Origin of the sequence: Paenibacillus sp. FSL R7-0189 (assembly GCF_037969925.1) — a bacterium.
GTDB classification, from domain to species: Bacteria; Bacillota; Bacilli; order Paenibacillales; family Paenibacillaceae; genus Paenibacillus_AQ; species Paenibacillus_AQ odorifer.
Genome location: NZ_CP150223.1, coordinates 1,401,593 through 1,427,077 on the forward strand (window position 1 = coordinate 1,401,593; position 25,485 = coordinate 1,427,077).

At 45.3% G+C, this 25,485-nt stretch carries 18 protein-coding genes; 6 read left to right on the forward strand and 12 right to left on the reverse strand.

Translation table 11 applies throughout. The annotated features are described in order from the left end of the window. The first annotated feature begins 86 nt into the window (after nt 1-86). Nucleotides 87-920 carry an AraC family transcriptional regulator gene (locus MKY63_RS06065; RefSeq protein ID WP_256717386.1) on the forward strand — a complete coding sequence of 278 codons (834 nt, stop codon included), beginning with the start codon at nt 87-89 and terminating at the stop codon, nt 918-920. Nucleotides 921-1,829: 909 nt separating this feature from the next. Here MKY63_RS06065 and MKY63_RS06070 read toward each other — a convergent pair. From MKY63_RS06070 to MKY63_RS06085, 4 genes are all read right to left on the reverse strand, one after another. Next, a complete protein-coding gene (locus MKY63_RS06070) occupies nt 1,830-3,821 on the reverse strand; it encodes a beta-galactosidase (protein ID WP_076316994.1) in 1,992 nt (663 codons plus the stop codon). A gap of 138 nt (nt 3,822-3,959) precedes the next feature. Further along, entirely contained in the window at nt 3,960-5,261 is a 1,302-nt protein-coding gene (locus MKY63_RS06075) for an extracellular solute-binding protein (RefSeq protein WP_094902687.1), read from the reverse strand. A 61-nt stretch (nt 5,262-5,322) separates the two neighbouring features. Continuing rightward, nucleotides 5,323-6,156: a carbohydrate ABC transporter permease gene (locus tag MKY63_RS06080; protein ID WP_036680774.1), complete on the reverse strand. Its 834-nt coding sequence runs from the start codon at nt 6,154-6,156 to the stop codon at nt 5,323-5,325. Beyond that, complete coding sequence (locus tag MKY63_RS06085) at nt 6,156-7,037, reverse strand: sugar ABC transporter permease (protein WP_036680772.1); 882 nt, start codon at nt 7,035-7,037, stop codon at nt 6,156-6,158. The genes MKY63_RS06080 and MKY63_RS06085 overlap by 1 nt, the downstream gene beginning before the upstream one ends. Nucleotides 7,038-7,173: 136 nt before the next feature. Between MKY63_RS06085 and MKY63_RS06090 the strand changes: the two genes are divergently transcribed. Both MKY63_RS06090 and MKY63_RS06095 read left to right on the forward strand, forming a co-directional pair. Then, a complete protein-coding gene (locus tag MKY63_RS06090) occupies nt 7,174-8,994 on the forward strand; it encodes a sensor histidine kinase (protein WP_076316993.1) in 1,821 nt (606 codons plus the stop codon). Then, nucleotides 8,991-10,652 (forward strand): helix-turn-helix domain-containing protein, encoded by a 1,662-nt coding sequence (locus tag MKY63_RS06095; protein WP_076316992.1) that lies wholly within the window; start codon nt 8,991-8,993, stop codon nt 10,650-10,652. Before MKY63_RS06090 ends, MKY63_RS06095 begins: the two co-directional genes overlap by 4 nt. On the opposite strand, the gene MKY63_RS06100 is transcribed toward MKY63_RS06095, so the two are convergent. Next, nucleotides 10,653-11,822: a GDSL-type esterase/lipase family protein gene (locus tag MKY63_RS06100; protein ID WP_076099536.1), complete on the reverse strand. Its 1,170-nt coding sequence runs from the start codon at nt 11,820-11,822 to the stop codon at nt 10,653-10,655. Nucleotides 11,823-11,946: 124 nt separating this feature from the next. Beyond that, nucleotides 11,947-14,268: an alpha-xylosidase gene (yicI, locus tag MKY63_RS06105; RefSeq protein ID WP_076129610.1), complete on the reverse strand. Its 2,322-nt coding sequence runs from the start codon at nt 14,266-14,268 to the stop codon at nt 11,947-11,949. 127 nt (nt 14,269-14,395) lie between these two features. On the opposite strand from yicI, the gene MKY63_RS06110 reads away from it, so the two are divergent. The 3 genes from MKY63_RS06110 to MKY63_RS06120 all read left to right on the forward strand — a co-directional run bounded on the left by MKY63_RS06110 (nt 14,396) and on the right by MKY63_RS06120 (nt 17,296). Further along, the gene (locus MKY63_RS06110) at nt 14,396-15,286 is read left to right on the forward strand and encodes an AraC family transcriptional regulator (protein WP_036680763.1); all 891 of its coding nucleotides are present in this window, start codon (nt 14,396-14,398) and stop codon (nt 15,284-15,286) included. Nucleotides 15,287-15,359: 73 nt separating this feature from the next. Continuing rightward, on the forward strand, nt 15,360-16,247 hold the full coding sequence (locus MKY63_RS06115) for a helix-turn-helix transcriptional regulator (protein WP_076316991.1): 888 nt from the start codon (nt 15,360-15,362) through the stop codon (nt 16,245-16,247). Nucleotides 16,248-16,480: 233 nt separating this feature from the next. After that, complete coding sequence (locus MKY63_RS06120) at nt 16,481-17,296, forward strand: hypothetical protein (protein WP_038568828.1); 816 nt, start codon at nt 16,481-16,483, stop codon at nt 17,294-17,296. A 99-nt stretch (nt 17,297-17,395) separates the two neighbouring features. Here the strand turns inward: MKY63_RS06120 and MKY63_RS06125 are convergent, their stop codons facing one another. From MKY63_RS06125 to MKY63_RS06150, 6 genes are all read right to left on the reverse strand, one after another. Then, the gene (locus MKY63_RS06125) at nt 17,396-19,465 is read right to left on the reverse strand and encodes a class I SAM-dependent methyltransferase (protein WP_076316990.1); all 2,070 of its coding nucleotides are present in this window, start codon (nt 19,463-19,465) and stop codon (nt 17,396-17,398) included. Nucleotides 19,466-19,594: 129 nt separating this feature from the next. After that, entirely contained in the window at nt 19,595-20,470 is an 876-nt protein-coding gene (locus MKY63_RS06130) for a radical SAM/SPASM domain-containing protein (protein WP_036680750.1), read from the reverse strand. Nucleotides 20,471-20,492: 22 nt separating this feature from the next. Continuing rightward, nucleotides 20,493-21,479, reverse strand: coding sequence for a Gfo/Idh/MocA family oxidoreductase (locus tag MKY63_RS06135; protein ID WP_036680747.1), 987 nt, complete (start codon nt 21,477-21,479; stop codon nt 20,493-20,495). Between the two features lie 252 nt (nt 21,480-21,731). After that, on the reverse strand, nt 21,732-22,505 hold the full coding sequence (locus tag MKY63_RS06140; protein WP_339812024.1) for a glucose 1-dehydrogenase: 774 nt from the start codon (nt 22,503-22,505) through the stop codon (nt 21,732-21,734). Between the two features lie 77 nt (nt 22,506-22,582). Beyond that, nucleotides 22,583-23,395, reverse strand: a complete 813-nt coding sequence (locus MKY63_RS06145) for an acetoacetate decarboxylase family protein (protein WP_052096788.1) — start codon at nt 23,393-23,395, stop codon at nt 22,583-22,585. Nucleotides 23,396-23,424: 29 nt separating this feature from the next. Next, the gene (locus MKY63_RS06150; RefSeq protein WP_076147300.1) at nt 23,425-25,365 is read right to left on the reverse strand and encodes an NAD(P)/FAD-dependent oxidoreductase; all 1,941 of its coding nucleotides are present in this window, start codon (nt 25,363-25,365) and stop codon (nt 23,425-23,427) included. Between the last annotated feature and the right edge of the window lie 120 nt (nt 25,366-25,485).

Sequence of the window (25,485 nt, forward strand, 5' to 3'; positions counted from 1 at the left end):
CTATTGTAAATGGTTAAGGTTGCCCTTTAAATATAAAATAATATCTCATACATATAAGAATATAGAACTAACAGGAGAGGATAACATTGTCCGAAATCATGCATCGCAGGATCGTATTCGTCCATGAAGGTGGACAGCACTTGCCAATCACTTTAGACAGTATGGGGCACAATCATGATCAGGAAAAAGTATCCCGCCCCGATGGCTATGACACGTATCATTGGCTTCAGACCTCAGAAGGTGAAGGGATCATCCATTTTGATAATAAAACCTTTTCCCTGCCCGAAGGCAGCGGCGTATTACTACTTCCTTATACACCCCATCGTTATGAGGCTTCCACCAAAAACTGGGGCACCTATTATCTAACGTTCGGTGGCGATTCGGTACAAACTATTTTGGAGACGCTTGGGATGAATAGTAATTCTTTTTACCGTTGGGAAAATGAAGCGCCTCTCCCCAATCTGCTGAAGGAAATGCTGGATCGTCATGATGCCTACCAGGATATGTTTGGTCTCGGCGCCTCCACAGATGCTTATCGTTTTTTGCTTACTTTGAGTAAATATGGCCAACTTCATAACAATACGGCGATTTCCCGCAATGTAGATAAGCTGCAGCCACTGCTAAAATGGATGGACAGCCATTATGGCGATCCTGATCTCGGACTGAACGATCTAGCCGATGAACTAGGGGTATCTGGGCGCTATCTTAACAACCTATTCGTCCAAACTTTCGGCCTCTCGCCTTATGCCTATTTCGTACGTTTACGCATCCGCAAAAGCAAAGAAATGCTCGTAAGCCAACCCGATCTTACGGTAAAAGCTATCTCCCAGCTAGTCGGCTTCCGCGATGTCAGTCACTATGTAGCCACATTTCGCAAGCAATCCGGGACTACGCCGGAGCAATTTAGACGCCTGCATTAAAAATGTCCCGCCCACTGTGGAAAAATTGCTCGCTGGGAATATGCGGCTAGAACGTAGTAAGAGTATGGTATGCGCTACTATTGTGTAGAAATGGGCGGTGCGGTACGTTGGCTGGGTGCATTTGGCTGCGAGTGTGCGGCACCTCTGAGCTGGATCGTGTAGATCTGCACATGATGGTGGAGTCTATGTGGAAATCTGATCATGATGGAGTCCATGCGGAAATCTGATCATGTTGGGACTCCATGTGGAAATCTGCTCATGTTGGAGTCCATGCGGAAATCTGATCATGATGGAGTCCATTGTGCAGCTCTCTTCAGTTCAGTATGAGTAAGTCAGACGAAATAATTGCACTTTGTACACTTAAAATAGCCTGCAAGGCAGAAATTATCCATATAAGTGTATTCTGTGCAACTATATTCTCGGAAAATGGCCTTGCAGCGGGATAAGCCGATTTTTAGCTGCACAAAGTGCAACTAAAACCAATTAAACACTCCAACATTTCAAATAAGTGTACGAAGTGCAACTATTTTCTGTTGTGCTTCTGTTAAAGTTTCTGCATGCCCTACTCCACTCATTTTTTACTCCACACTTCCACTTACTTCACTATTCCTACTCCACACATTCCCCTACACCGCTCTTCCCTTACTCTACACATCCCTCACTCATCTTCACCAACCTCACTTCACCTTACTCCACACATCCCTCACTCCATCTTCACCAACCTCACTTCACCCTACTCCACACATCCCTCACTCCATCTTCACCAACCTCACTTCACCCTACTCCACACATCCCTCACTCCATCTTCACCAACCTTCACTTCACCCTACTCCACACATTCCCCACTCCACTTTCCTCTCTCCTGCCACACTCCCAAACCCACTTCAATACCTCTTTACTCAAAACCACTCAAATCTCCAGCACCTCTACGCCATACGGCCCGAGCTGGAGCTCTCCCGATCGAATCTTATTATCCAGCAGGCTGCTGTATTCTCGTGGCAACGGAACGATCACCGACTCGCGGCTCAGGTTAAGCAGGAACAGGAAGCTTCCCTGATCTCCAGTCCGTACGGAGGCTTGTACTCCGTTTGGCAATCCTTCAAAGCGTAACAACCCTTTTTCCTTAGCCAGGTTCTCTAATAGAACTGACCAGTACTTCTCTTCCGCATGAGTTCCGAAGTAATAAACCTGACCTTTACCGAAGGAATTAACAGTTACAGCGGGTGTGCCGCGATAGAAATCATCACCATACCAAGCAATCGGCTGGGCCACTACCGGTCGGAGAATGTCGCACCACTGGGTACATTCATATTGGTTACCCTCCGCATCCATGATGGCATGTGTTTCAGCGCCAATCGGATCATACTCCAGCACTTCAACGCCGGTACAGTAGCTCAGCTGCCCGGGCAGCGGTTGCATGACTGCGATGTTGTTTATATTTTTGACACCACTACGGTTGGTGATCAGCAAGGTCCCGCCAGCGAGGGCAAAATCCTCCAGATTACGTACGATCTCCTCATCCAGCAAATATAAATTCGGAGCGATCACTACTTTATATCCATCAAGCGGTTGTCTGAGGTCGATAACATCGCAGCCGATGCCAAGCTTGGTTACCGCCCGGTGAATCTGCTTAATGTTCTCATAATAATCAAAGCCCTCTGCCTGCGGCTGAATATCCAGTGCGGCCTTCTCTTCATGGGAATGGAGGATAGCCACTTCGTTTTTCAGCATCGTTCCTTGAAGCTTGTCGCTCAGCCTATTAACCTCATGACATAGCTGCGTGAACTCCGCTAATCTGCGTCCCGGAACATTGCTGTGGTCAATCAGCCCGTGCCAGAATTGTTCTGCTCCTGAAGTTGCACTTCTCCAGCGAAAATGAACAACCGTATCCGCACCTCTAGCAATCGCCTGCCATGCATAGGCACGAATCAGTCCTGGATAAGGGGTTCGCCACATCGGCATCCAACAACCCGGCGATCCACTCAGCTGCTCCATAATCCAGAAGTTTTGACGTTTGATGCCACGGGTTACGTCCAATGAAAGCGCTCCGCTATAAGGCGTCGTATCTTGTTTGGTTGGCGAAGTATTCGGATAATAATCAAACGCAGCCACATCCAGATCTGCACCCACTGCGTACATATCGAGACGCTGCGGATAGCTGTGAAAGTTATGGGTTATGAAATGCTCTGGACAAATCATACGCAAAATATTGATCTGCGCCGTCTGAAACGCTACCACCGAATCCCACTGAAACCGCTGAAAATCCAGCAGAAAAGATGGATTCTGATGAGGTGATCCGCCCAGCGGCACGGTAAGCTCATTCCAATCGCTGTACTCCCCGCTCCAAACTACGGTTCCCCATTCTGCATTGACCTCATCCAGTGTTCCGTATTTAGCTTGTACCCATGCTCGAAAAGCAGTATTACAAGCGTCACAATGACAATCCAACATGCCAAATTCATTATCAGTCTGCCAGCCTATGACGGCCGGGTGTTCACTGTAACGCTCGGCAAGACGCAGAATAATACGGCTGCCATACTCACGCAGTGATGTGCTGTTATAGCAGCGGTGTCCACGTACCCCCGGGTGAAAGGTCTCTCCATTAGCAAACACCGGAAGCACATCCGGAAATTTCGTCGTTAACCATCTTAGCGGTGTAGCTGTTGGCGTACCCATCACAACCTGCAGATCATATTGATGAAAAAGGTCCAGCGCACGGTCCAGCCACTCGAACTGGTAATTCCCCTCAGTAGGCTCCAGTCGACTCCATGCGAACTCAGCAACCCGGACTACTTTAACACCTGTTTCTTTCATCAACTTGATATCTGGTTCCCACATGGATTCATCCCAATGCTCCGGGTAATAGTCCACACCCATCTGAACATGATCATATCGTTTCATTGGCGCTTCTCCCCATCCCTTGATATTCAGCCCTGTTTCCCAAAAAAAGCGCTCCCCGTCTCAAATTGATGAGGTATACGGAGAGCGCTTCTGTTAACCACTAATATCCATTAAATCTTCTCTATAAATGTGCTTTACTTATTTTTTAAGCTTGTCCCATGCAGCTTGCATACCAGTCATCCAGCCGTTAACGTCAACCTTGTCAGCGATGAACTGTTGGATCACGCTGGCAAATTCTTGCGTTACACCATCAGGGAATTTGGAGGATTGCAGGCCATAAACTTTGTTTTCTTTTACATAGTTCCATACGTCTGCTCCAAGCATACCGATGTCTTCAGGTGTTGCTTCGATTGTGGACAAAGCAGGGATGAATTTCCATTTTTTAACGATATACTCTTTACCCATATCGGAAGTTACCAACCAGTTCAAGAAAGTTTTTGCTTCTTCTTTAGAACCGGATTCTTTGTTGACTACTAGGTTCGCAGGGATACCTACAGTCATTTTGTCATTCTTCTCAGCATCTTCATTGATTGGCATAGGGAACATACCAATGTTCATATCAGGAGTGATGTTATCAACAAGAGTTTGTGCCCAGTTACCTTCTTGCATCATTGCAGTTTCGCCTTTAGCGAACATTGCCAGGTGAGTGTTAGCATCTGTGGTCAAAGGATTCTTTTGTCCGTATTGTAAAGTCAGTTTGAGATACTTGCTCCACTCTTCAAACGTTTTATTGCCTACAATTGTACCAGTTCCTTCATTCAAACCTTTGATGAATTCATCTACATTATCTTGTTGTGCAAAGGCTACGCTGATCCCTTGGTTACCTAGCAGCCACCATTCCTGATATGCATTACCAAAAGGAGTTACGTCGATAGCTTGCAGCTTTTTAGCTGCTTCTTCAAGCTGTGACAATGTTTTTGGAGTTTCAGTGATTCCCGCTTTAGCGAACAAGTCCTTGTTATACACAATACCGATACCCTCAAGGTTCATTGCCATACCGTATACTTTGCCATCTTTAGTCATAGGCTCTGCAGCCATAGGAATCAGATCTTTTACCCAAGGTTGGTCGGACAGATCTTCCATCTTGTCTCCCCAAAGTTCCATTTCTGCATATCCACCATTGGAAAAAATATCAGGCGCATCGCCGGAAGCGAATTTAGTTTTCAATGCTGCTGCGTAGTCCGCACCACCACCAACTGTTTGGATATCCAGCTTGATGTTAGGGTATTCTTTTTCGAATTCAACCTTAAGCTCATTGAGGCCTTCTACGATTTCAGTTTTGAATTGGAAGATCTTTACGGTCTTCACTTCACCTGAATTTGTGCCAGCGCTTCCATTTTGTGAGTTACTAGAAGCGTTATTATTACCACCACATGCTGTTAGAGCTAAACTCATTGCCATTACTGCTGATAGAGCAACTGCGGAGTGTTTCTTCTTCATTATATATTCCCCCTTAAAATAGTGGACTGCTTAAAAAATATTTGGAACGAAGGGCTCGGTGTTAACCTTTCACCGAGCCAGCCGCTATTCCCTCAACAATGTAACGTTGCATAAACAGGTAGAAAATGATAATTGGTGCGACCCCGATTACGAGAGCCGGAAGTGCCATATCCCATTGTTTGGTGTATTGACCAAAGAAGGAGAAAGTCGCCAGTGGAATGGTCCGAAGCTCTGGTGCCTGAAGAATCAAGGATGGCAACAGATAGTCATTCCATATTCCAAGTGCGTTTAGCACGATCGTTGTCATCACCATTGGCTTCAGCAAAGGAAGCACAATACGGAAGAACACGGTAATAGGATTACATCCATCTACTGTAGCCGCCTCTTCAATTTCAAGAGGAACGGACTTGATAAAGCCGTGGAACAGGAAGATCGCCATCGGAACACTGATCCCTAGATTCGTGATAATCAAACCAAGGAAAGAGTTGTTTACTCCAATAACATTTACGACCTTCAAAATTGGAATCATGATCGTTTGGAACGGAACTACCATTGCCGCTACAAAGATAAGCAGCAAGAACTGATTGAATTTCGTATTCGCCCGAACCATACGATAGGATGCCATCGCACTGAACAGAGAGATTAGAATAACACTGATCACTGTGATAATAACCGAGTTTCGGAAAGCTTCACCGAAACGGGCTAATTTCCAAGCGGTTGAATAGTTCGACCACATAAATACTTTTGGCCAGCTTGCCGCATCACTCAGAATTTCACCGAAGGATTTCACCGAGTTTGCGAGCAAGAAATAGAATGGAGAGAGAAAGAGCAGGGCCAGAAGGATCATTATCACTTCCGTGCCAATATTCCATCTCTTTTTTTCTGTAGGTTTCATTACGCTTCAACCTCCTTGCTCTTCGTGATACGGACCTGAATCAGAGTAATGATGGCTACAATTACAAAGAACAGCAGCGCTTTTGCAGTACCCAGCCCGTAACGATTGTTCAGGAAGGCTTCATTGTAAATATTCATAGCAACGGATTCCGTCGATTTGAACGGTCCGCCCTTTGTCAAGGACAAGTTCAAGTCAAACATTTTGAATGACCAGGAAATGGCCAAGAACAAGCCGATAGTTACAGCAGGCATAATTAGTGGAACTACGATATTGCGTAGCACCTGCCAACGGGAAGCCCCATCAATATCAGCCGCTTCTAGGACTTCTTTGGATACGTTACTCAACGAAGCAATGTAGATAACCATTAGATAACCGGAAGACTGCCAAACAAAGACCATTACAATCGCCCAAAATCCTGTTGTGGCATCACCAAGCCAAGGAAGATTAAAGAAGGACCATCCCGTCAGGTCGCCCATAGTGGCGAACCCTTTGATGAAAATAAATTGCCAGATGAAACCAAGCAACAACCCTCCGATAACGTTCGGCATAAAAAAAATGGTCCGAAGCATGTTACGTGTCTTTAAAGGTTTAGTTAACAGATAAGCCAAGAAGAAGCCTACTACGTTAGTCAAAATCACACCTAACACCGTAAATCTTACCGTAAACCAAAAGGAAGACCAGAAGTCAGGGTCATTTGAGAAAATAGTGGAAAAGTTTTGAAATCCGACCCAACTTACATTACCGGATACACCGTTCCAATCTGTGAAAGAGTAATACATCCCCATCAAAAATGGGATAATCGTTATTAAGGTAAAAAACAAAACTGCCGGACCAACGAAAAAAAGCTGTTGACCTAACTGGGACAACTTAGTGCCGCGCATTTATTGCCCCCCCCTTTCTTTTGCTCACTTACTTGTTTATGCTTTATACACATATTATCTGTTTTTTTCAGGGTACCTCACACCTACTAAAGTGATCTTTCAGGTGTAAAATATTGATCGGATGTGACAAATTTCGATGAAATGGAACACGATTCGCACAAAATTGATCGTTTTTATCCTACTGCCAACGTTAATTTGTATTATGGCCACCATGTTTATTAGCTATCACTATAGCACTCAATCCCTAAGAACAAGGGCAGTAGACGAGAATACGAACCTCCTCTTTCAAGGCAATAGAAACATCGAAAGTCTGATTCAGGAGATCAATCGTCTCTCCCTTATCGTTTATTCAGATTCAGATTTCTACAGACTGCTCGAAGCGGGATATGAGGATATGGCAGCAAATACACGAATTTATTCTTCTCTAAATTACATTTCTTCATCCATGCCAGATATATCCCAGGTATATCTGTACGGTGCCAAGGATAGAAAAGCCACTTTGCTCACCCAAAATACACCCAAACGTTGGCAGGGTATTCCTCCCTATGCCGACTCAGACATCACTAGCAGTTCTCCTGTGGTTATACAAAGTACACATATAAGTCACAGCTACGGCCTAACTTCACCTATCCCGCAACTCATACCGGAACCTGTGTTCACATTGCATAGACGAATTGAAAGGATTCCAACTACCACTCCAATCGGCTTCCTGTCGATCGATGTTAAGCTAACGGCTCTTACCGACATCGTCAGTCAGTTATATGATCAGAAACAGGAAAACATTTGGCTGCTGGATGGCGATGGCAAGATTGTATACGGAAGCAACAGTGAGGAATACGGCAAGCGTCTACATGCCTCCTGGTACAACAAGCAAATCGCTACCAATCAAAGCTCCCAAGGGTATTTTGAAGAGGAAGATGCTGTGTTTATTTACCAGAGAATCGAAACCCAAGGTTTAAAGTGGACCCTCGTGAAGCAGATTCCTACGTCCTATCTCTTCCGGGAAGCCAACGAGGCGGCAGCGATCAATATAATCCTCCTTGTTCTACTTTTGATTACAATTGCCACGTTAACGACTCTGATTTCTTTTCGAATCACAGCTCCGATCAAGCAATTGACTCGTTACATGAATCAGGTGCAGACCGGTAATCTTGATGTTGATATTCAACCTATGGGCAAAGATGAGATTGGCGTGGTTACCGAGCGATTCCGCAGTATGATGGACACGATCAACAACCTGATCCTAAGGGAGTACAAGCTGGAATTGTCCAATAAGACCAATGAGCTGCGGGCTCTGCAGGCACAAATCAACCCGCATTTTCTGAATAACACATTGCAGATCATTGGCACGCTGGCCTTAGAACTTAAAGTGCCCCAAATTTACTCACTTCTTTCAGCTCTAGCCAAAATGATGCGCTACAGCATGTACAATGAGGAGAAGATCGTAACTGTTAAGGATGAGCTGGATCATGTCAAAGCCTACATTGAACTGCAAAAGGAACGTTTTGAAAATAAGTTCAGTTTCCGCTACGATATGGAGGAATCACTTTTAGAGACGTTTATGCCGAAAATGATTTTACAGCCTATTGTTGAAAATTATTTCAAACACGGCTTTAATCTTTCCCGCAGTGACGGATTCATTGAAATCACCGCAGCAAAAGTGGATGACAACCGGATGGAAATTTGTATCCAAAATAACGGAAATGCGATTCCTTCAGCGAAGTTAGATCTTTTAAAGCAGAAGCTACAGCATCCTACTAGAACAGATATAGATTTATTAAGAAACACAGAGCAAACCAAGGAGACTTCAGGATCAGGTATTGGTCTGCCGAACGTTCTGGCTCGACTCAAGTTTGTGTGCGGAGATAGCGCCACTTTAACTGTTGATAACCTTAGAGCAGGCGGAGTAGTAGTGAAATTGGAAATTGAAATTATAGCGGAGCGTGAAAAGATATGAAGGCGTTGATTGTTGATGACGAGGCAAGAGTTAGAAAGGCAGTCAGACTGCTTGTCGACTGGGAAGCCCATCAAATCGATGAAATTCTGGAAGCCGGAAATGGAAATGAAGCCATCGAGATCATCCGGCAGGCTAAACCAGCATTAGTCATTATGGATATGATGATGGAATCAGGTAACGGGATAGAGTTAATGACCTGGGTGAACGAATTCGCCGGCAACACTAAGTTTATTGTAGTCAGCGGACATAATGATTTTGAGTTCGTACGTCAGACTGTGCGGCATGGGGGGATTGATTATATCCTGAAGCCCATCGAAGCCGAGGCAATCAATGTAGCGGTAGCTAAGGCAGTTGCAGCCTGGCGCTCAGAAGAAGATGACCGAAGCGAGCGGCAGAAACAGAGTATTCAGCTTAATGAGTTCAAGCCCATTTATGGGGAAAAGCTATTATCCGCACTAATTGATGATCCGATCAATTCTGATTTATCTTTGCGGAGGTTATGCAGTGATAGGATCATTCCGGAAAACATCCATTCCGCTCGCTTAATATTGGTGCAGACAGATGCGGGTAACAATCCTTTGATTAAACGTTTTGGTGGAGACACCGAGCTAATGAACTACGCCATCGTCAATATTTGTAATGAATTTTTGCACAGTCCGCATAAGGGTGTTGCTTTTCGTTATTGGGGAGGTCCTCCGGAGATTGCGATTATTCTGTGGGATATTCAAACCTCTGTGGTCGAGCTAATAGGCAGAATCAATTATGGCATCTACTCTACCTTGCAGGTCCGAATGCATTTTGGAATCAGCAGCATCGGCAGCTTACCTAAGCAGTTACCTTATCAGCGTGCAGAGGTGGCAGAGGCATTACAACGCCGAAACTTATTAATTCATGAGGATTACTGCCATTTCTCCTCCTCCTCCGAAGAGTTCAGAGATCGTAAAGAGATCGCCAAAGCAGAGGTTCGCGGTAATATATCAGCAACGAACTTTGCTGACGTCAAGGAAGATTGGAAAATGGCAGTCATCAGCGGAAGTTCAGAAATATTATCAACAGCTGCGCAGCACTGGGTAGATGAGCTTAGCCGAGGCGGGATTGTTACACCAGAAATCCTAAACTCATGGAAAAATGATGCTCTATTATTTCGTTCCCAGCTGGTTCGGGAAATGTTAGGCCCTGAAGCTGAAGGTGCACTGGCCGAGCTTGAACAGGCCGACCAGCTTCACCCAGCTCCTTATACGAACGGTTACTCGTTCTCCTTATTCGCTTGGCGTGACTGGTCGTATTCCCTAATGCAGGAGCTGGCCGAAGTAATCGCCTTGAAACAAGCTAAAGAACGTAATCCGATGCATGATATCGTCAAATATATCGAGCTTAATTACGCTTCCGACCTGTCCTTACAGGAAGTGGCCGGAAAGTTTTTTGTTAGCCGTGAATATATTTCTCGCCGTTTCAAACAGGAATACGGTATTAACTTCTCCGACTTTATTGTTAATATCCGAATAGATAAAGCTAAGTTACTATTGCAGAATCCTCGTCTAAAGCTGGCCCAAATCTCCGAAATGGTCGGTTTTCATGATGTCAAATATTTCAGCAAAGTGTTTAAGAAGCAGGTTGGATCTTCACCTAAGGACTACCGGGACACATTTAAGAGTTGATCAATACCAGTTTAAAAAGGCGTCCGCAACTGTCTTACCGGCTATGCCGTTCGGATGCGGGTCGTCTTGTCCACTCATATATTCCGGTCTGATCCGGTGATCGTCTGGTGCAGGCAACGATAATAGGCTTGCTATATCAAACACACGGTCTACTCCAGCAGGTGGGTTAGTCAGGATTTCATGATTCACTCTACGCCAAGTCTCTTCTCTTGCCTCCTGAAAATTAAACGGCGGCACCGTACTTAGAATAATACTAGCATCAGCGTTTGCTGTTTTGATCTTAGCAATAATAGTTGTCAGATCACCAAGTAACTCATCTGCAGAGCGGCAGCCAATATCAATATCATTTACGCCGAGGACAATCATCAGTTCATCACTCTGTTTAGCTTTGTGAAGCCAAGGGCCATCCGCAGCCACATCATACGCTCTAGCCCAGCCTGAGCCGAGATTCCATACGCCAATCTCTGCACCAAGACCATCCGCAATTCTCGCTGCCCAATATTCGTATCCGTCCTTTAATGTCCGCACACCTTGAGTAATCGAATCTCCCAAAAATACTAGCTTCTTATTCACAGCTTTCTTATACCCGATATAGCTTGGCAGTACCAGAAGCTTGTCGGATTCTGTAAATCCATCGGCTGATTCCTGTGCAGCCAGATTTCCGGGCGCATCATAAGCGGTTGCCAGCATGCCTTCTACATTGAAAGGAATGGATTTGCCCGCAGCGGTTGTCTTAATCGTCCATGTAAAAGCTAAGTAATGGCCATCGGGTAGATTAATGCTTGTCTCATCACTCCAGAAGCATTCACCGGCCGCTACTGGTTTGGAGACATTGCCTTCAAAGGTGACAGCATGTTGGGTATGCTCAATAATAGCTCCGTTTGGCTCAGTTCCTCCATCAGCGATAAAAGCCGATTCGATCACCCAACTGCCCCCAGGTTCACTACCCGAAGCTTCAAGCCCTTGGTCCCAAGTGGAATCCACTGCATTGCTATGCCAAAATTTTAGCTGCAACGGGCCGTTTTCCCGTAACCGAATATAAGTCCGGAAGGTATGTGTAAAAGGTTCTTGCCTATTCATAATAAAATTAGCGGCGGTTGAAAGAACCGTAGCAGAGGTATAGTCCGTCTGATTCAAAACTCCACTTCCCTTAATTAAATTAGTATTCATAACGTTTCCCCCGTTATTAGTTAAGATTGTAACACTAAAACCTCTCCTATAGACCAGGGAATAGATCGTTCACCCAGTCTACAAGAGAGGTTATGGCTATATCAATATGCTTTAAGAAATCATCTTATTTCAGTGTAATGGTAAACGATACGGATTTTGCACCTGCGTTTACTTTCACTGTAGTCTCATCTACTTGCTCTGCACCTTCTACGGAAGCGATAGCTCCCAGATCTTTAAGGGAAAGCGAGAATTCTTTACCGCTGCCTTCTGCAGTAACTGTTACGCTGTTGCCTTTGCGGGCAGCCTTCACAGTCAATTCAGGAGCACCTTTAAGATCACGTACGGTTGCAGAAGTAGTAGTACCCTCTTCAAGTGAATACAGGCCAAATTTCACGCCATCCGCAAAGTCATAATCCGGTTTGTTGTCGATGCTGCCGATTGCCAGCAAGGAGTTCTGACGAACGAACAGTGGCAAGCTGAAGAAATCATATTTCTCTTTGCGCCATGATCCGCCTTGTACAGTTTCACCAGATAGCAGGTGTGTCCAGCGACCCGCTGGCAGATAGTATTTCACTTCGCCGTTTTCTTGGAAAATAGGCGCTACGAGCAAGGAATCACCCAGCATGTATTGGCGATCGAGCACTTCGCATGTTGGATCTTCCGGGAATTCCATAACCATCGCCCGCATAGAAGCCCAGCCATGCTCTGCAGCCTGGCCAGCCACATCATAGAGGTAAGGCATCAAGCTGCATTTAAGCTTCGTGAAGAAGCGGGTAACATCACAAGCTTCATCATCGTACGCCCAAGGTACACGATACGAAGTGCTGCCGTGCAGACGGCTGTGGCTGGACAACAGTCCAAAAGCTAACCAGCGTTTGAATACATGTGCCGGAGCAGTGTTCTCGAAACCACCGATATCGTGACTCCAGAAACCGAAACCGGACAAACCTAGGGACAAACCGCCACGAAGGCTTTCTGCCATGGATTCATAATCTGCGTAGCAATCTCCGCCCCAGTGAACTGGGAACTGTTGGCCGCCAGCAGTTGCAGAACGTGCGAACAATGCTGCCTCATTCTTGCCAAGCTTCTCTTCCAATACTTCAAATACAACTTTGTTGTACAGTTGAGTGTAGTAATTGTGCATTTTCATCGGATCAGATCCGTCGAAATAAACTACATCTGTAGGAATCCGCTCACCGAAGTCTGTCTTAAAGCTGTCTACGCCCATATCTACCAAATCACGCAGGTAGCCGGCATACCATTCACAAGCCGCAGGGTTAGTGAAATCCACCAGTCCCATACCCGCTTGCCACAGGTCACATTGATAAACGTCGCCGTTAGGCTTTTTGATCAAGTACCCGTTTTTCTTGCCTTCTTCAAACAAGCGTGAACGTTGGCCAATATAGGAGTTGATCCATACGCAGATCTTCAGGCCTTTTTCCTTCAGGCGTTTCAGCATGCCCTCTGGATCTGGGAATACACGTTTATCCCATTCAAAATCAGTCCATTGATACTCACGCATCCAGAAGCAGTCAAAGTGGAATACATGCAGCGGCAGATCACGTTCTGCCATACCTTCTACGAAGGAATTTACAGTTTCTTCATCATAGTTGGTAGTAAACGAAGTTGTCAGCCACAATCCAAAAGTCCATGCTGGTGGAAGCGCTGGTTTACCTGTAAGAGCAGTATAGTTGCTAATAACGTCTTTAATGGTAGGTCCATCGATTACGAAGTATTCCAAGCTTTCTCCAGCTACGCTAAATTGGGCCTTTTTCACTTTTTCTGAAGCGATTTCATAGGAAACCAATTCCGGATGATTAACGAATACTCCATAACCTTTGCTTGATACATAGAAAGGAATGTTTTTGTAAGCTTGCTCGGAGCTAGTACCGCCGTCTTTGTTCCAGATATCTACGGTTTGTCCATTTTTCACGAAAGCTGTAAAACGTTCGCCCAGACCATATACGAATTCGCCTACGCCGAGATCCAGCTCATCACGCATGTACGTGTTGCCGTCTTGGTCGGTGATGTAAGCCATGGATTTAAAGCCACTGCCTGTAATACGTTCTTCGCCGCGATAGAAGTCAACCGCCCATTGTTCGCCTTTGCGAATCACTACACGAAGTCCGCCGCTGATCAGCACGGTTTCGAGATCCGTTTCTTCAATCTTCACATGATCGCCAGTTCCTTTAGTCAGTTCGAAAACCGGACCACGTTCCTGTACACCATCATGATGAATAATTTTAATGCCTACCACGCCTGGAAGCGGGGAATGGAATTTTACAGTAAGCAGGGTTGAATTCAGCGTTGCTGCGCGCCCTGTGATTGGAGTCGTTTGTGTAATTGCTGTTAATCCTTCGGGAGTCTTTTCTACAACATAATTTTGAACTGCGCCGTTAATCGTGATACCTTCACGAACCAGCCAGAGACCATCAGTAAATTTCATTGTGTACTTGCCACCTTTCAATTTGGTGTTTATAGTTGCATTATACCGATAAAAAATGAACAAAACTAATACTATATAGCTCATTTATAACACTATTTTGATGTTTTTTAAGAAAAGAGGCGTTTATATGGACCGTACAACTCAGAGTTTGCTAAAAGAAAACAGAGTTCATGGAGATAGTATGTTTCCACTCGCAGCTTATTGGATCGAGCTTCCATCCGGAACGCATGTACTTGATACACATTGGCATGAAGAAGCGGAGTTCTTTATGCTGCTAGAAGGAGAAATTCTGTTCCAAGTAGACACAGAATATTTTCCACTCCGAGCTGGAGAAGCGGTATTTATCGAATCTGGCGATATACACGCCGCCTATGTGCTGAACGAAGACACCCCCTGCAAATTCTGTGCGCTTGTATTTCTGCCTGATCTTTTGGCTAGCGCCCAGTACGATACGATCCAGCAAAACGCGATTTTGCCACTGCAAGAGAAACGCCAAAGCTTTCCGAGACATATTACACCCGCTATCCCTTGGCAGCAGGAACTGCTTCATCATCTGAAGCAAATGATGGAGGCATACGCTAATAAAATGCCCGGATTTGAGACCTTTATGAAAGGAACTTTGCTAATCATGCTTTCCAAGATTACCGCAGAGGGCCGATTTGAGAACCGCAGCCAATCGGATGATGCAGATACTACCAAGATTAACCGCCTTAAAAAGGTGATCCTTTATATCCAAGATAACTATCAGGAACCGATCCGTACCCGTGATCTATCAGAGCTTATTCCCATGAGCGAGGGGCAATTCTGCCGCTTCTTCAAAATGATGACTCGTAAAACGCCAGTCGATTACATCAACTCTTACCGGATTCGCCAGGCTGCCGATCTGCTGCAGCAAAGTGAAAGAAAAATATCCGACATCGCATTCGAGGTCGGATTTGATAATGTAAGCTATTTTATAAAGGTTTTCCGCAAAGCGATGAAATGCTCGCCTTCGGAGTTTAGGAAAGGTGCGGGCTAGTCTCATCTACTTCATGCAAAAACGATGGATTCCAACCTGATTTTTAGGAATTACAACCTTTTGGAGGCTCGCGATGAACTCACCGATTCTTAGCTTTATCACACCGCCTATTCCTTATTTCATAGACTGTGGCCGTGCTCACTACAATGCTGGAGACTATCATATCAGTCGTAATTGCATCGGCGTATTTGATCTAATCATTGTTAAAAAGGGTACGTTGCCTATCGCCGAGAACGAGGTGCACTGGGAGCTAAAGGAAGGAGAATTCCTCATCCTTCGACCAGATGCCCATCACTATGGCTTTGCCCCCTGTCCTATCGAAACAGAAATCATCTGGATTCATTTTCAGACTTTCGGCAGCTGGATCGAGTGTCAGGATATGAACGAATGTCTGGAAAATCAGAGCGAGCTCATCGAGAGCCATAAACAAAAAGCTTATTTAAATCACTGCGACGTATGCTCGATTTTTATTCCGAAGTATATGAAAATTTCAGAGAAGGCAATGGAGGTATTAGAGTTCTTTTTCCATCTGGAACAAGAACCCCAATCGATGCGCAACTGGAAGCGCCAAGCCTCCTTTCAACAGTTTCTGCAATTCTTGGACCGCGATCTCGCCGAGGCATCAGATGCAACCGCCATTCATCTCGCCGAGAAGATTGAATTGTTCATTCGGCAAAATTATACTCGTGATGTAACTAACTCCTTACTTCAAAAAGAACTTAACTATCATCCCAACTATCTCGCCAAAAACATGCTGAAAATATATGGTGTGACCCCTATGGCCTATCTCCTGTCCTATCGTCTAGAACAATCCAAGCGGCTGTTAATTCAGACTTCCTGGTCCATCGCCCGCATTGCTGAAGAGGTTGGCTTCCATCATATTACTTACTACTCTTCCTGCTTCTCCAAAAAAGAAGGCATCTCTCCCTCTCACTTCCGACAAAAATTCACTGGAAAATAGACATGAAAAAGCCTGGAATCGAAAACAGCTTCCTCTTCCGGGCTTTGTTCAGATAGGCTAATCAAATCTTTAGACACGCTGCAAACGAATAACATTCCAGGATAATTAGGACAAAGAAGCCGTTAAGTATCCATCAACCAGCGCTGCGGCTAACAGCTCTCCTTATTAAGTATTACTGCTGATTTGCCGATATATTATAGATAGATCTTATCGTCGTAGGAGGATAAAGAACCATGCACATAACGAATATGACCTCATCTATGGGAACGAGGTTTAATGTCTCTGTTAGTCACCAAACTAACGATAAAACCATGAAATCAAACAGCAATACTAGTGGTAATGGCAATGGAGACAAATTATCAATAAGTAAATCTGCAAAGGCCGCTTTTCAAAATCAATCCAAAATGGACGGAATGGTTAACTCCCTGCTTAAACAAAAACAAAGTATCATCGACAGTAAGAACAGTCTGATTGAAAGAACTACCAAAAGTTCGCATAATCTCGAATCTATTCAAGATCAACTTAAGGAGTTCGACAAGCAGCTCCAAACGATTGACCAACAAATTGCAAAATACAGCTTCGAAGAGCAACAAAAGAACTTAGAAAATGCTCAAAAAGAAAATCAATCGGATGAACCTAAAACCGAGCAAGAGATACAAAACGAAAGATTAAATACGCTTGTTTCTGTAAGCCAAGATGTTAGCCAAATGGAGGTAGTTTCTTCTACCCACACTAAGATGCGTGGCGAGGCTAAAGTTCTGACCAAGGAAATAGAGCTGGATGAGGCTCGTTCTACTCATTCTGCAACAGCCAAACGGGAGCAGTTATCCAAAATCGAAAATAAACTATCGGAAATGAACGAAACGTTAGGCGATGCCATGAAAGACACGGGAGATAAAATTAAAGATCAGATCGATAAAGCAGGTTCAACAGAAATTAAACCTTCTGAAGAGAACACCAATGAGCGGACGGAACAATTAGCTACCTATCAAGAAATTCAACGTTTAGCTGAAGAATCTGACAAGTCGCAGCTAGAAATACTAATTTAACAAGGGCATGATTCTCTAAATAAAAAAAGCAATCGGATCTCCTCTGCATCAGAGGGTCTGCCGATTGCTTTTTTAGATGCAGCTAATGTTATTCTTCGGCTATTCCTTCCGAATCACAATAAAGCAGGTGCTGTCCGGCAGCGCCACTTCCTGTCCGCTCTCATCCATGAACCTTACTCTATCACGCAAAGCTTCGGTATAACCTTCTTGCAGGTAATGCCGGAAGATCTCAAGCTTCGCCTGCTTTCCTAAAATCTGTTCAATAAATGAGGCAAACTCCGTAGGGGTGAAATAACCAAATTGTTCTTGGACTTCATGAATATAAGCCTCTTCCCCCCAGGTATACGTATATAAAAATTCCATGGCATCATTAACGGGCATGAGCACTTCTTGTTCCCCTAATCTTTGAAACTGAATCTGACGTCCAGCAAAATCCTTCGCATAACGCTCCAGCCACATCAGACCGTCCTCTTCCAAAAAGTGAACTCTCCGCAGCAATGATGCAGGTTCGGTCATGATCCCATCGCGGATAATGATAACCCCGCCAGCTGACAATACCGCAAAGGCACTTCGCAGAGCTGCGGAGACGGTGTCGTGATTGAACTTATTACCATTTAGCGGCACATAAGAATATAGCTCATGCAAAATCGAAGAGAAGATTACCGTGTCCACCGTTCCAGCCTCCACGAAATCTTTAAGGTTCAACGCATCTCCCTGCAGCACCTCCCACTGGCGACCTTCCCGCTGCTTGCGTTGCCGCAAGGCTTCCACTACATTGCTTGAGATATCAATGCCGATAGGAGTAACCTCAGGCATACGCTCTTCCAGTAAATCCAGCAACACACCGCCGCCCGGACCGATATCCAGCACTTTTTGTCCAGTGACATGATCCAGAATTACGGCTTTATAATCTGCTGTATTATTCATTTGGCTTAAGTAGGTATCTTCATTATGAAAACGGTCGAAAGCGTCCCTGCGCAGCTCGAATAGGTCGAATAACAGCAATACAGCACGTTCATACAAGGGTGATTTTTCTGCTTCCATACAGAATTCGATCAGCTTCTCAGCCGCTGCCGAGAATTGGAATTGAAAAAATACCGTGTCTGGCAGATGTTCCTTAGAATATTGCCGCAAGAGTAGGTGAGGGTTCTCAGCAGGCAAAGTCCCTTGCTCGATATCCTTCCATGTAAGCTCCGCTAAATATTTTTCGATAATCCGCTTCTTATAAATGTTGGTCTTCTTAACACCCTTGTAATCGTAGTAAATGCTGTTCATGACATGTTCGAAGCTGATATGGCTTAAGGATTCATTCTGCGCCTTCTGGGCAGCAAGCACCATCACCTTCAGAAATTGCTCCAGCGAAAAGGTCTGTAGTGCAGATTCCACATACCAGAAGGTAATCTTACTTAATGACTCCAACCGTTCAGCATGGAAACCTTCCTGCGTCAGCTTAGCCCATTCCGTAGTGAAATCCTCTCCTCTAGAGATCGGACCCAGCCGCATTCTGCGCAGTCGTTCCTTCATCGGCATAGGACTAGCAAGATTGCCTGAAGAAATCAGCTCAATAAGCTGCTTCACTTCATGCTGCACATTCTGCCATAACTCGGGAGACACAGCTCCGATGATGCAATGATTGAGCACGGTCAGCAGGCGTTCCAGTTCCTCCGTGGTCAGCAACTGATCTTCCACTATATCATGGAGTGGCTTATTGACTTCCGGCGGCACTTCTCCGCGAATTTGCTGTCCTATGAGTCCATGAGTCTCAATTAGCCGCTGAATCATCGTACCTTTCTCGGAGACAGCCCTCCCTAAATATCTCTCATATAACTGTGCGGAACCTAAATTATGTACAAAACAATTGATCCCTTCCTCCTGCCAAACCAGCCGCTCCTTTGCTGTACCTCCCTTAGCCGTTTCTGACCAAATTAACGTTTCTTCCACCAGCTCTTTTATCCAAATAGAACGGGGGAGTTGGTCCAGAATCTGCAAGCTACGTTCCACATAATCCAGTACGGGATTCCTGCGATCCAGCTCCTCCAGAGATTCCACGCGTTCCAAATTTACAATCTGCTCCTCCGCTTGGACAATAAGCTTCAGCCAAAGGTGATCCTCCAAATGATCTTGCACACCTTCACGGTATAAGGCGATGGCTTCCAGTGATTTCAGCATATGCTCCTCCTTCGCTCCAAAGTGGAGACTATAAAGACCTATTATTATATATATACAATCCCGTTAATTAAAAAACAGAACCAGGATTCATGAAATAGCCATGTCCCGGTTCTGTTTGCATTCCAATCATTAGGTTCCGAACCGCTGCCGATACCCACATTTGCGGCATAGCTCCTCCACAGCTTCTCTACGTGAGAAGCCATAGAATAAATTGTTCGCCCGCTCCCCCTCCACAATCTCTGAGAACGGAGTCTCATGGATGTTGCCTAGGTTAATTACTCCTTCACCATCCAGACAGCATGGCACAACAGTGCCATCCACAAGAATCGCCGCTTGGCTCCGCAGGGCATGACAGAACCCTTTTCCGTCATCTTCCGGCTCATTTAGCGCTGGCCAACGGAACTCATGATCCTGATTAAGGTAGACGCGCGGGGCAATCTTGACACCACTGCCAGGCACAACCTTTTCTTCGATCTTGAAATCCAAGTTGAAGGCTTCTTCCAGCAGGGCAAGGGTTTCACGGTTACGGTTTCTTTCCAGATTCGTCAGATTATCCTCCGTCAAATTCCACAAGCGGAAAGAAATAATGACCCCTTGCGCAGAGGCTTCCCGTACAAAAGAAATTATCTCTGAAAGATAACCTTCACGGTTCTCTGACCCTTCATGCCCATCAAAGCTGTGCAGAGAAAAGTTCATCTGACGCAGTGCGGGCTTACCAAGAATTTTAGGTCCGGCTTTATGAATTAACGTGCCATTAGTTGTAATATTAACCTTGAACCCTTTGGCATGAGCAGCATCCAGCAGTTCACCTATCTTGGGATGCAGCAACGGCTCCCCTTTGACGTGAAGATAAATATGATTGCTGTGTGGTTTAATTTCATCCAATATCGTATTAAACGTATCCAACTTCATGAAATTTTTCGTCCGGGCGGTTTGTGGACAAAAGCTGCAGGCGAGGTTGCAGACGCTTGTTATCTCAATATAAACCTTTTTAAAAGTCTTCAAGTCCTGCTCCCCATTCTATTTATTATAAATCTGAGGCATAGCGGAGACCGATCTGTGCTCTGGCTTCCTCCATAATCTCTGCTGCGGCCATGGAGTTCTCATGAGTATTAATTCTGCTCTCCCGTTCACCATTCTTAATTAAGTTGATGAATTCCTCAACCTCATAATACATAGGTTCAAACACCTGAGGCAACGTAAGCTCCTCAACTGTACCATCACGATAGTAAATTTTCACCTGATAAGGCTCATTGATCTTGTCGATCACCATCGTACCGTTCTCTCCATGAATCTCAGCTGGCAGATAGGAGTCGGAAATCTTGGAGTGCATAACTACCGCATCCATATCGTCATACTTCATAATGAGACTTCCTTCACCATCCACACCTGAGGAGAGCATAACACCCACTGCCTGTACTGATTGAGGCTTGCCAAAGAGCACCACCATTGGATACAAACAGTACACACCAAGATCCATTAACGAGCCATTGGAAAAAGCGGGATTAAACGCATTTAGCACAGTCCCCTGCCGATAAGCATCATATCTAGAGGAGTACTTACAATAACTTGCAAAATAACGGCGAACTTGGCCGAGTTTATACAAATTATCCCGAATCACTCCAAAGTTCGGCATAAAGGTCGATTTCATCGCCTCTACCAGCAGCACATCATTTGTGCGCGCAGCTTCAATCATAGCTTTAAGCTCTATACTGTTGGATGCAGCCGGTTTCTCGCAGAGCACATGCTTGCCGTGATTTAAGCACATAATCGCTTGCTCTGCATGCATAGAATTTGGGCTGGCAATATATATAGCATCTACATCTTTGCTTTTCACCATATCTTCCAGATTCGTATAAATTGTAGCTCCCGCATATTTAGCAGCAAAGGCCTGACCTTTCTCCATTGTGCGAGAGTACACGGCTGTCAGGATAAACTCCTCATTCTCCAAGCCGGCTTGCACGAAGCGGTCTGTAATAAAGTTTGTTCCAATGACCCCGAAACGAATTGTCATGATGTTATCCCGTCCTTTTTAGTTATTACTAACTCTACATGCTATTTTCTCACTCATAGGTAGTCATGTCTACTTTTTAAGGCAAATTAACGACAATTTCTGATAAATTCAGCAATTCCCTTGTTACTGGCTGAGCATCTTTCATCGTGCAATGCAAAAAAAAGGCGTATCCCAGCCACCCTTTCATGGCTTTTGAGATACCCTTTTTTTGGAGTTACAACTATTGCCTGAACTTACGGACCCAGATGAACTCTATATAATCGTCCAGCCGCCATCTACAAACAAAGTCTGACCTGTAGTGTAGCTGGAAGCATCTGAAGCAAAGTAGAGCACAGCGCCGTTTAATTCTCCCGGATTACCAGGGCGCCCCATCGGACACACTGCGTTGTACATTTTTAGCGCTTTTTCTGCAAATAACGTATTCTCAGTCATTTCAGTTTTGAACAAGCTTGGTCCAATCGCATTAACAGTAATCCCATGCTTAGCATAAGTTGCCGCCACCCCTCTTGTCAGATGGATCACTCCACCTTTAGCAGCATTGTAAGAATGGGTAGGAACCGAAGCAGAAGCTGTAAGGCCTAGCATTGAGGCTGTATTGACGATTTTACCGTAATTCCGTTCTTTCATATGCCGGATCACATGTTTCGACATCAGGAAAACGCCCTTTAAATCAGTATCCAATACCCGATCCCAAGCTTCTTCTTCCAGCGCTTCAATCGGAACTGCATCCACCACACCAGCATTGTTCAGCAGAATATCAATTTTTCCAAAAGCTTCCATAATCTTTTGAACAGCCACAATAATCTGCTCCTCTTTTCTTACATCACACTCGATAGGAATTATTCTGCGTTCAGGGTATTTAGCCCGGATATCCTCGGCAACTGCTACAAGCTTGTCATATCTTCTAGCCAAAATAGCAATGTCTGCTCCTTGCTCAGCAAGCATCTCTGCGAATTGTACCCCGATCCCACTGGATGCTCCTGCGATAATAGCTGTCTTACCCGTCAAATCAAAAAGGTTAGTCATTCTAATTCCTCCTAATGTTTGGTTAGCCAATCCTTCTTCGGTTTCATTTCGTACAAACTCACTTCAAACACATAGGCTTATACTGAGGAAACAGGTTGCAAATTGTTCTCCCACCAGTCCCAGCGGAGATAGCAGTATGGAAGATACTCCATTGGATTCAGAGGCTCCAGAATTTTACCTTTTTCAAGCACATTTGTACTGACGGTGTAAACCGCGCCCAGCATATTCACAACTTCAAGCTCACTCCAAGGATCATGCGGGGAGTCTTGGAAGGTGATAGAGGCTTCTGCCGCTTTATAGACTTTAACCTCACTTACTAAACGCTGTGTGACCAAGGTTGGCATCAGATCGAAGCCGTTTCCGTCAATTGCATTGGCATATTTGATGTTATACAAAGGGATATCTTTGCCGTAATATTCCTCCAGAATCTTCTCGGCTCCATTGTCATTGAAGTGTCCATCCATAGTGGCTTTTACGTTGAAAAAGTCAATGCCATGCCGACCGATTGCCCCATCAATGCCAGCTTCTGAGGTGTTCATACGCACATCGGCCATTTTCTTAGGCAGCCCACATACTTCCCGGCCCATAGCCATCCCGATATCGCTTGTAATAGGCATCGACAGGCAGTAGTTGCCTAGTTGTCCGTTATAGTCTGCTAGAACGAACAATCCAGCTTCACGATAAGGTGGACAAAAGTTCGTGGCTGGGTAATTGGCGATAAATGCATTAACCAGCGGCCGGCTTGTTGGTTTCAGTGGCTTCGGCAACAAACGCTCGATAATCTCTGGTTTGGTCTCCCAATACACCGTCAGCATCTCTGCATCATAAAAGGTGGTTGGCTTGCCTCCATATTTCTGCATATCTGCGAAACTTTTCACAAAACTCACCATGAATGAACCCTCCTTAGATTAGTAACCCTTTAGTTCAGCACAAAAGCCGTTTCGAATCCAGATTGAATGGCCTGTCCGATTCGTCCTGGCTTGCCTGCATCGCCGATTACCTTCACATTGGGCAGTACCTGCTTCAGCTCATCAACGAATGAGCGATCGGGTGTAACACCAATGGATAATACAACAGCATCCGTCTTTTTCAGCGAAGTTTCCCCAGTGGACGTATTCTCAAGCACAATCGCGCCGTCCTGCACTTCTACCAGCTTGGTTGATGCTAAGAGCTCCACGCCGTTCTTTTTCAGCCTAGTCACAATGTCGATCAGATTTGGCAGATAGGCGTCTGGGCCAACCCGCGGCTGCATTTCCACCACCGTGACCTGATTTCCCATATCGGCTAAATATTCAGCCGTTTCCAGCCCTGTCATGCCGGAGCCGATGACCACAGCCTGCTTGTTCTTAATCACAACTGACCCACTAAGTACGTCAACAACCGTGCAGACCGCTGCCTTTTTCACTCCCGGAATAACAGGCACTATAGGCTGTGCCCCAGCGGCAACAAATACCGCATAAGGGTTCAGTTGCTTCAGTTGTTCCAGCGTAGGTTTCGTAGAGAGACGGACATCAACATCCAGGTCCTCTAACTGATGCTGCATATTATCAATAAACCAGTTCAGCTTCTCCTTCAATGGTGGCCGGCTTCCCAGCTCCACACTGCCGCCTAGCACATCTCTGGCTTCGAACAATACAGGTTTAAAATCTCTGAGCGCCAAAATCCGTGCTGCTTCCATACCTGCTGGACCTCCGCCGATCACAGCTACTACTTTGCCATCGCCATCTTTTGCTGGTTCTGCAAATTCAAGCTCCCGGCCCACTCTGGCATTGACAGCACACTTGATTACCTTGCACTCCATCACTTCCTGAATACAGTACAGGCAAGAGATACAGGTTCTGATCTCTGCTTCTTTGCCTGCTGCCGCTTTGTTACCCCACTCTGGATCGGCCAGTTGGGCTCTTCCAAGGGCTACAAAATCCGTGTTTCCTTCCTGTAGCAGACTCTCAGCAAATTCAGGCTTACGGATCACATCACAAGCAATCACTGGAATTTGCACCGCTTGCTTAATGGCTGCGGAGAGATGTTTTTTCCAGCCTTGCGGGTAGGATATCGGCTCAATGATCGTATTGGATGATTCATAAGTGCCAGAGCTAACATTTATGCAATCCACTCCGATGCTTTCCAGATGTTTCGCAGTCTGGATAGCCTCATCCAGTGTAATCCCGCCTGAAACAAATTCATCGCCATCGATTCGCACCGATACAGGGAATCCTGCGCCACAGGTCTTTTTGATGCCGAGCACAATTTCGTTCAGGAATGACATCCTACCTTCCAGTGAACCGCCATATTTATCAGTTCTCAGATTGGTAAGCGGGCTCAGAAACTGTCCTACGAGATAGCCGTGGGCACCATGGATCTCCACGCCATCAATACCTGCTGTTTTAGCTATATAAGCTCCGAACACAAATTTACGAACTAACTCTTCTACCTCTTCAGTAGACAGCTCCCGGGGCATTTCCCCAATCGCTGAAGACATCACTGCGCTAGGAGCAACAATTTGTTTGCCTCCAATAAGCCGTCCGTGATTTTGCCGGCCCGGATGCTGGAGCTGAAGGAATATTTTGCTGTCATGACGGTGCACAGCTCTTGCCAGTTTCTCCAGACGCGGCACAAACAGCAAGTCACTTGCATTCAGCTGGTTCGGTGTACCTACTCCGGTCTCATTATCCACACGCGTAATTTCCGTAATGATTAGACCACAGCCACCCGCGGCACGTTCCTCATAAAAAGCAATCATTTCGTCCGATGCTTCACCACTGGCCGCGGCCAGTGACGTTCCCATAGCCGGCAATACAATTCTATTCTTAAGTTCAAGGCGTCCAATTTTACCTGCTGCAAACAGTTTTTCATATTTCATCTGCTTAGCACCTCCACCTTTAGTTTAAGGCGTCCAATACTTTGTGAATATATTTACAAGCACCAAAAATCACTTCTTTATAGTGCATATTGCACTATTATTGAACTAGGGGGCGATATG

Coding starts and splice junctions, on each gene's coding strand:
- MKY63_RS06110 (WP_036680763.1), top strand. CDS start 14,396: ATGGACCGTACAACTCAGAGTTTGCTAAAAGAAAACAGAGTTCATGGA.
- MKY63_RS06100 (WP_076099536.1), bottom strand. CDS start 11,822: ATGAATACTAATTTAATTAAGGGAAGTGGAGTTTTGAATCAGACGGAC.
- MKY63_RS06075 (WP_094902687.1), bottom strand. CDS start 5,261: ATGAAGAAGAAACACTCCGCAGTTGCTCTATCAGCAGTAATGGCAATG.
- MKY63_RS06095 (WP_076316992.1), top strand. CDS start 8,991: ATGAAGGCGTTGATTGTTGATGACGAGGCAAGAGTTAGAAAGGCAGTC.
- MKY63_RS06090 (WP_076316993.1), top strand. CDS start 7,174: ATGAAATGGAACACGATTCGCACAAAATTGATCGTTTTTATCCTACTG.
- MKY63_RS06085 (WP_036680772.1), bottom strand. CDS start 7,037: ATGCGCGGCACTAAGTTGTCCCAGTTAGGTCAACAGCTTTTTTTCGTT.
- MKY63_RS06150 (WP_076147300.1), bottom strand. CDS start 25,365: ATGAAATATGAAAAACTGTTTGCAGCAGGTAAAATTGGACGCCTTGAA.
- yicI (WP_076129610.1), bottom strand. CDS start 14,268: ATGAAATTTACTGATGGTCTCTGGCTGGTTCGTGAAGGTATCACGATT.
- MKY63_RS06070 (WP_076316994.1), bottom strand. CDS start 3,821: ATGAAACGATATGATCATGTTCAGATGGGTGTGGACTATTACCCGGAG.
- MKY63_RS06125 (WP_076316990.1), bottom strand. CDS start 19,465: ATGCTGAAATCACTGGAAGCCATCGCCTTATACCGTGAAGGTGTGCAA.
- MKY63_RS06120 (WP_038568828.1), top strand. CDS start 16,481: ATGCACATAACGAATATGACCTCATCTATGGGAACGAGGTTTAATGTC.
- MKY63_RS06080 (WP_036680774.1), bottom strand. CDS start 6,156: ATGAAACCTACAGAAAAAAAGAGATGGAATATTGGCACGGAAGTGATA.
- MKY63_RS06145 (WP_052096788.1), bottom strand. CDS start 23,395: ATGGTGAGTTTTGTGAAAAGTTTCGCAGATATGCAGAAATATGGAGGC.
- MKY63_RS06140 (WP_339812024.1), bottom strand. CDS start 22,505: ATGACTAACCTTTTTGATTTGACGGGTAAGACAGCTATTATCGCAGGA.
- MKY63_RS06135 (WP_036680747.1), bottom strand. CDS start 21,479: ATGACAATTCGTTTCGGGGTCATTGGAACAAACTTTATTACAGACCGC.
- MKY63_RS06115 (WP_076316991.1), top strand. CDS start 15,360: ATGAACTCACCGATTCTTAGCTTTATCACACCGCCTATTCCTTATTTC.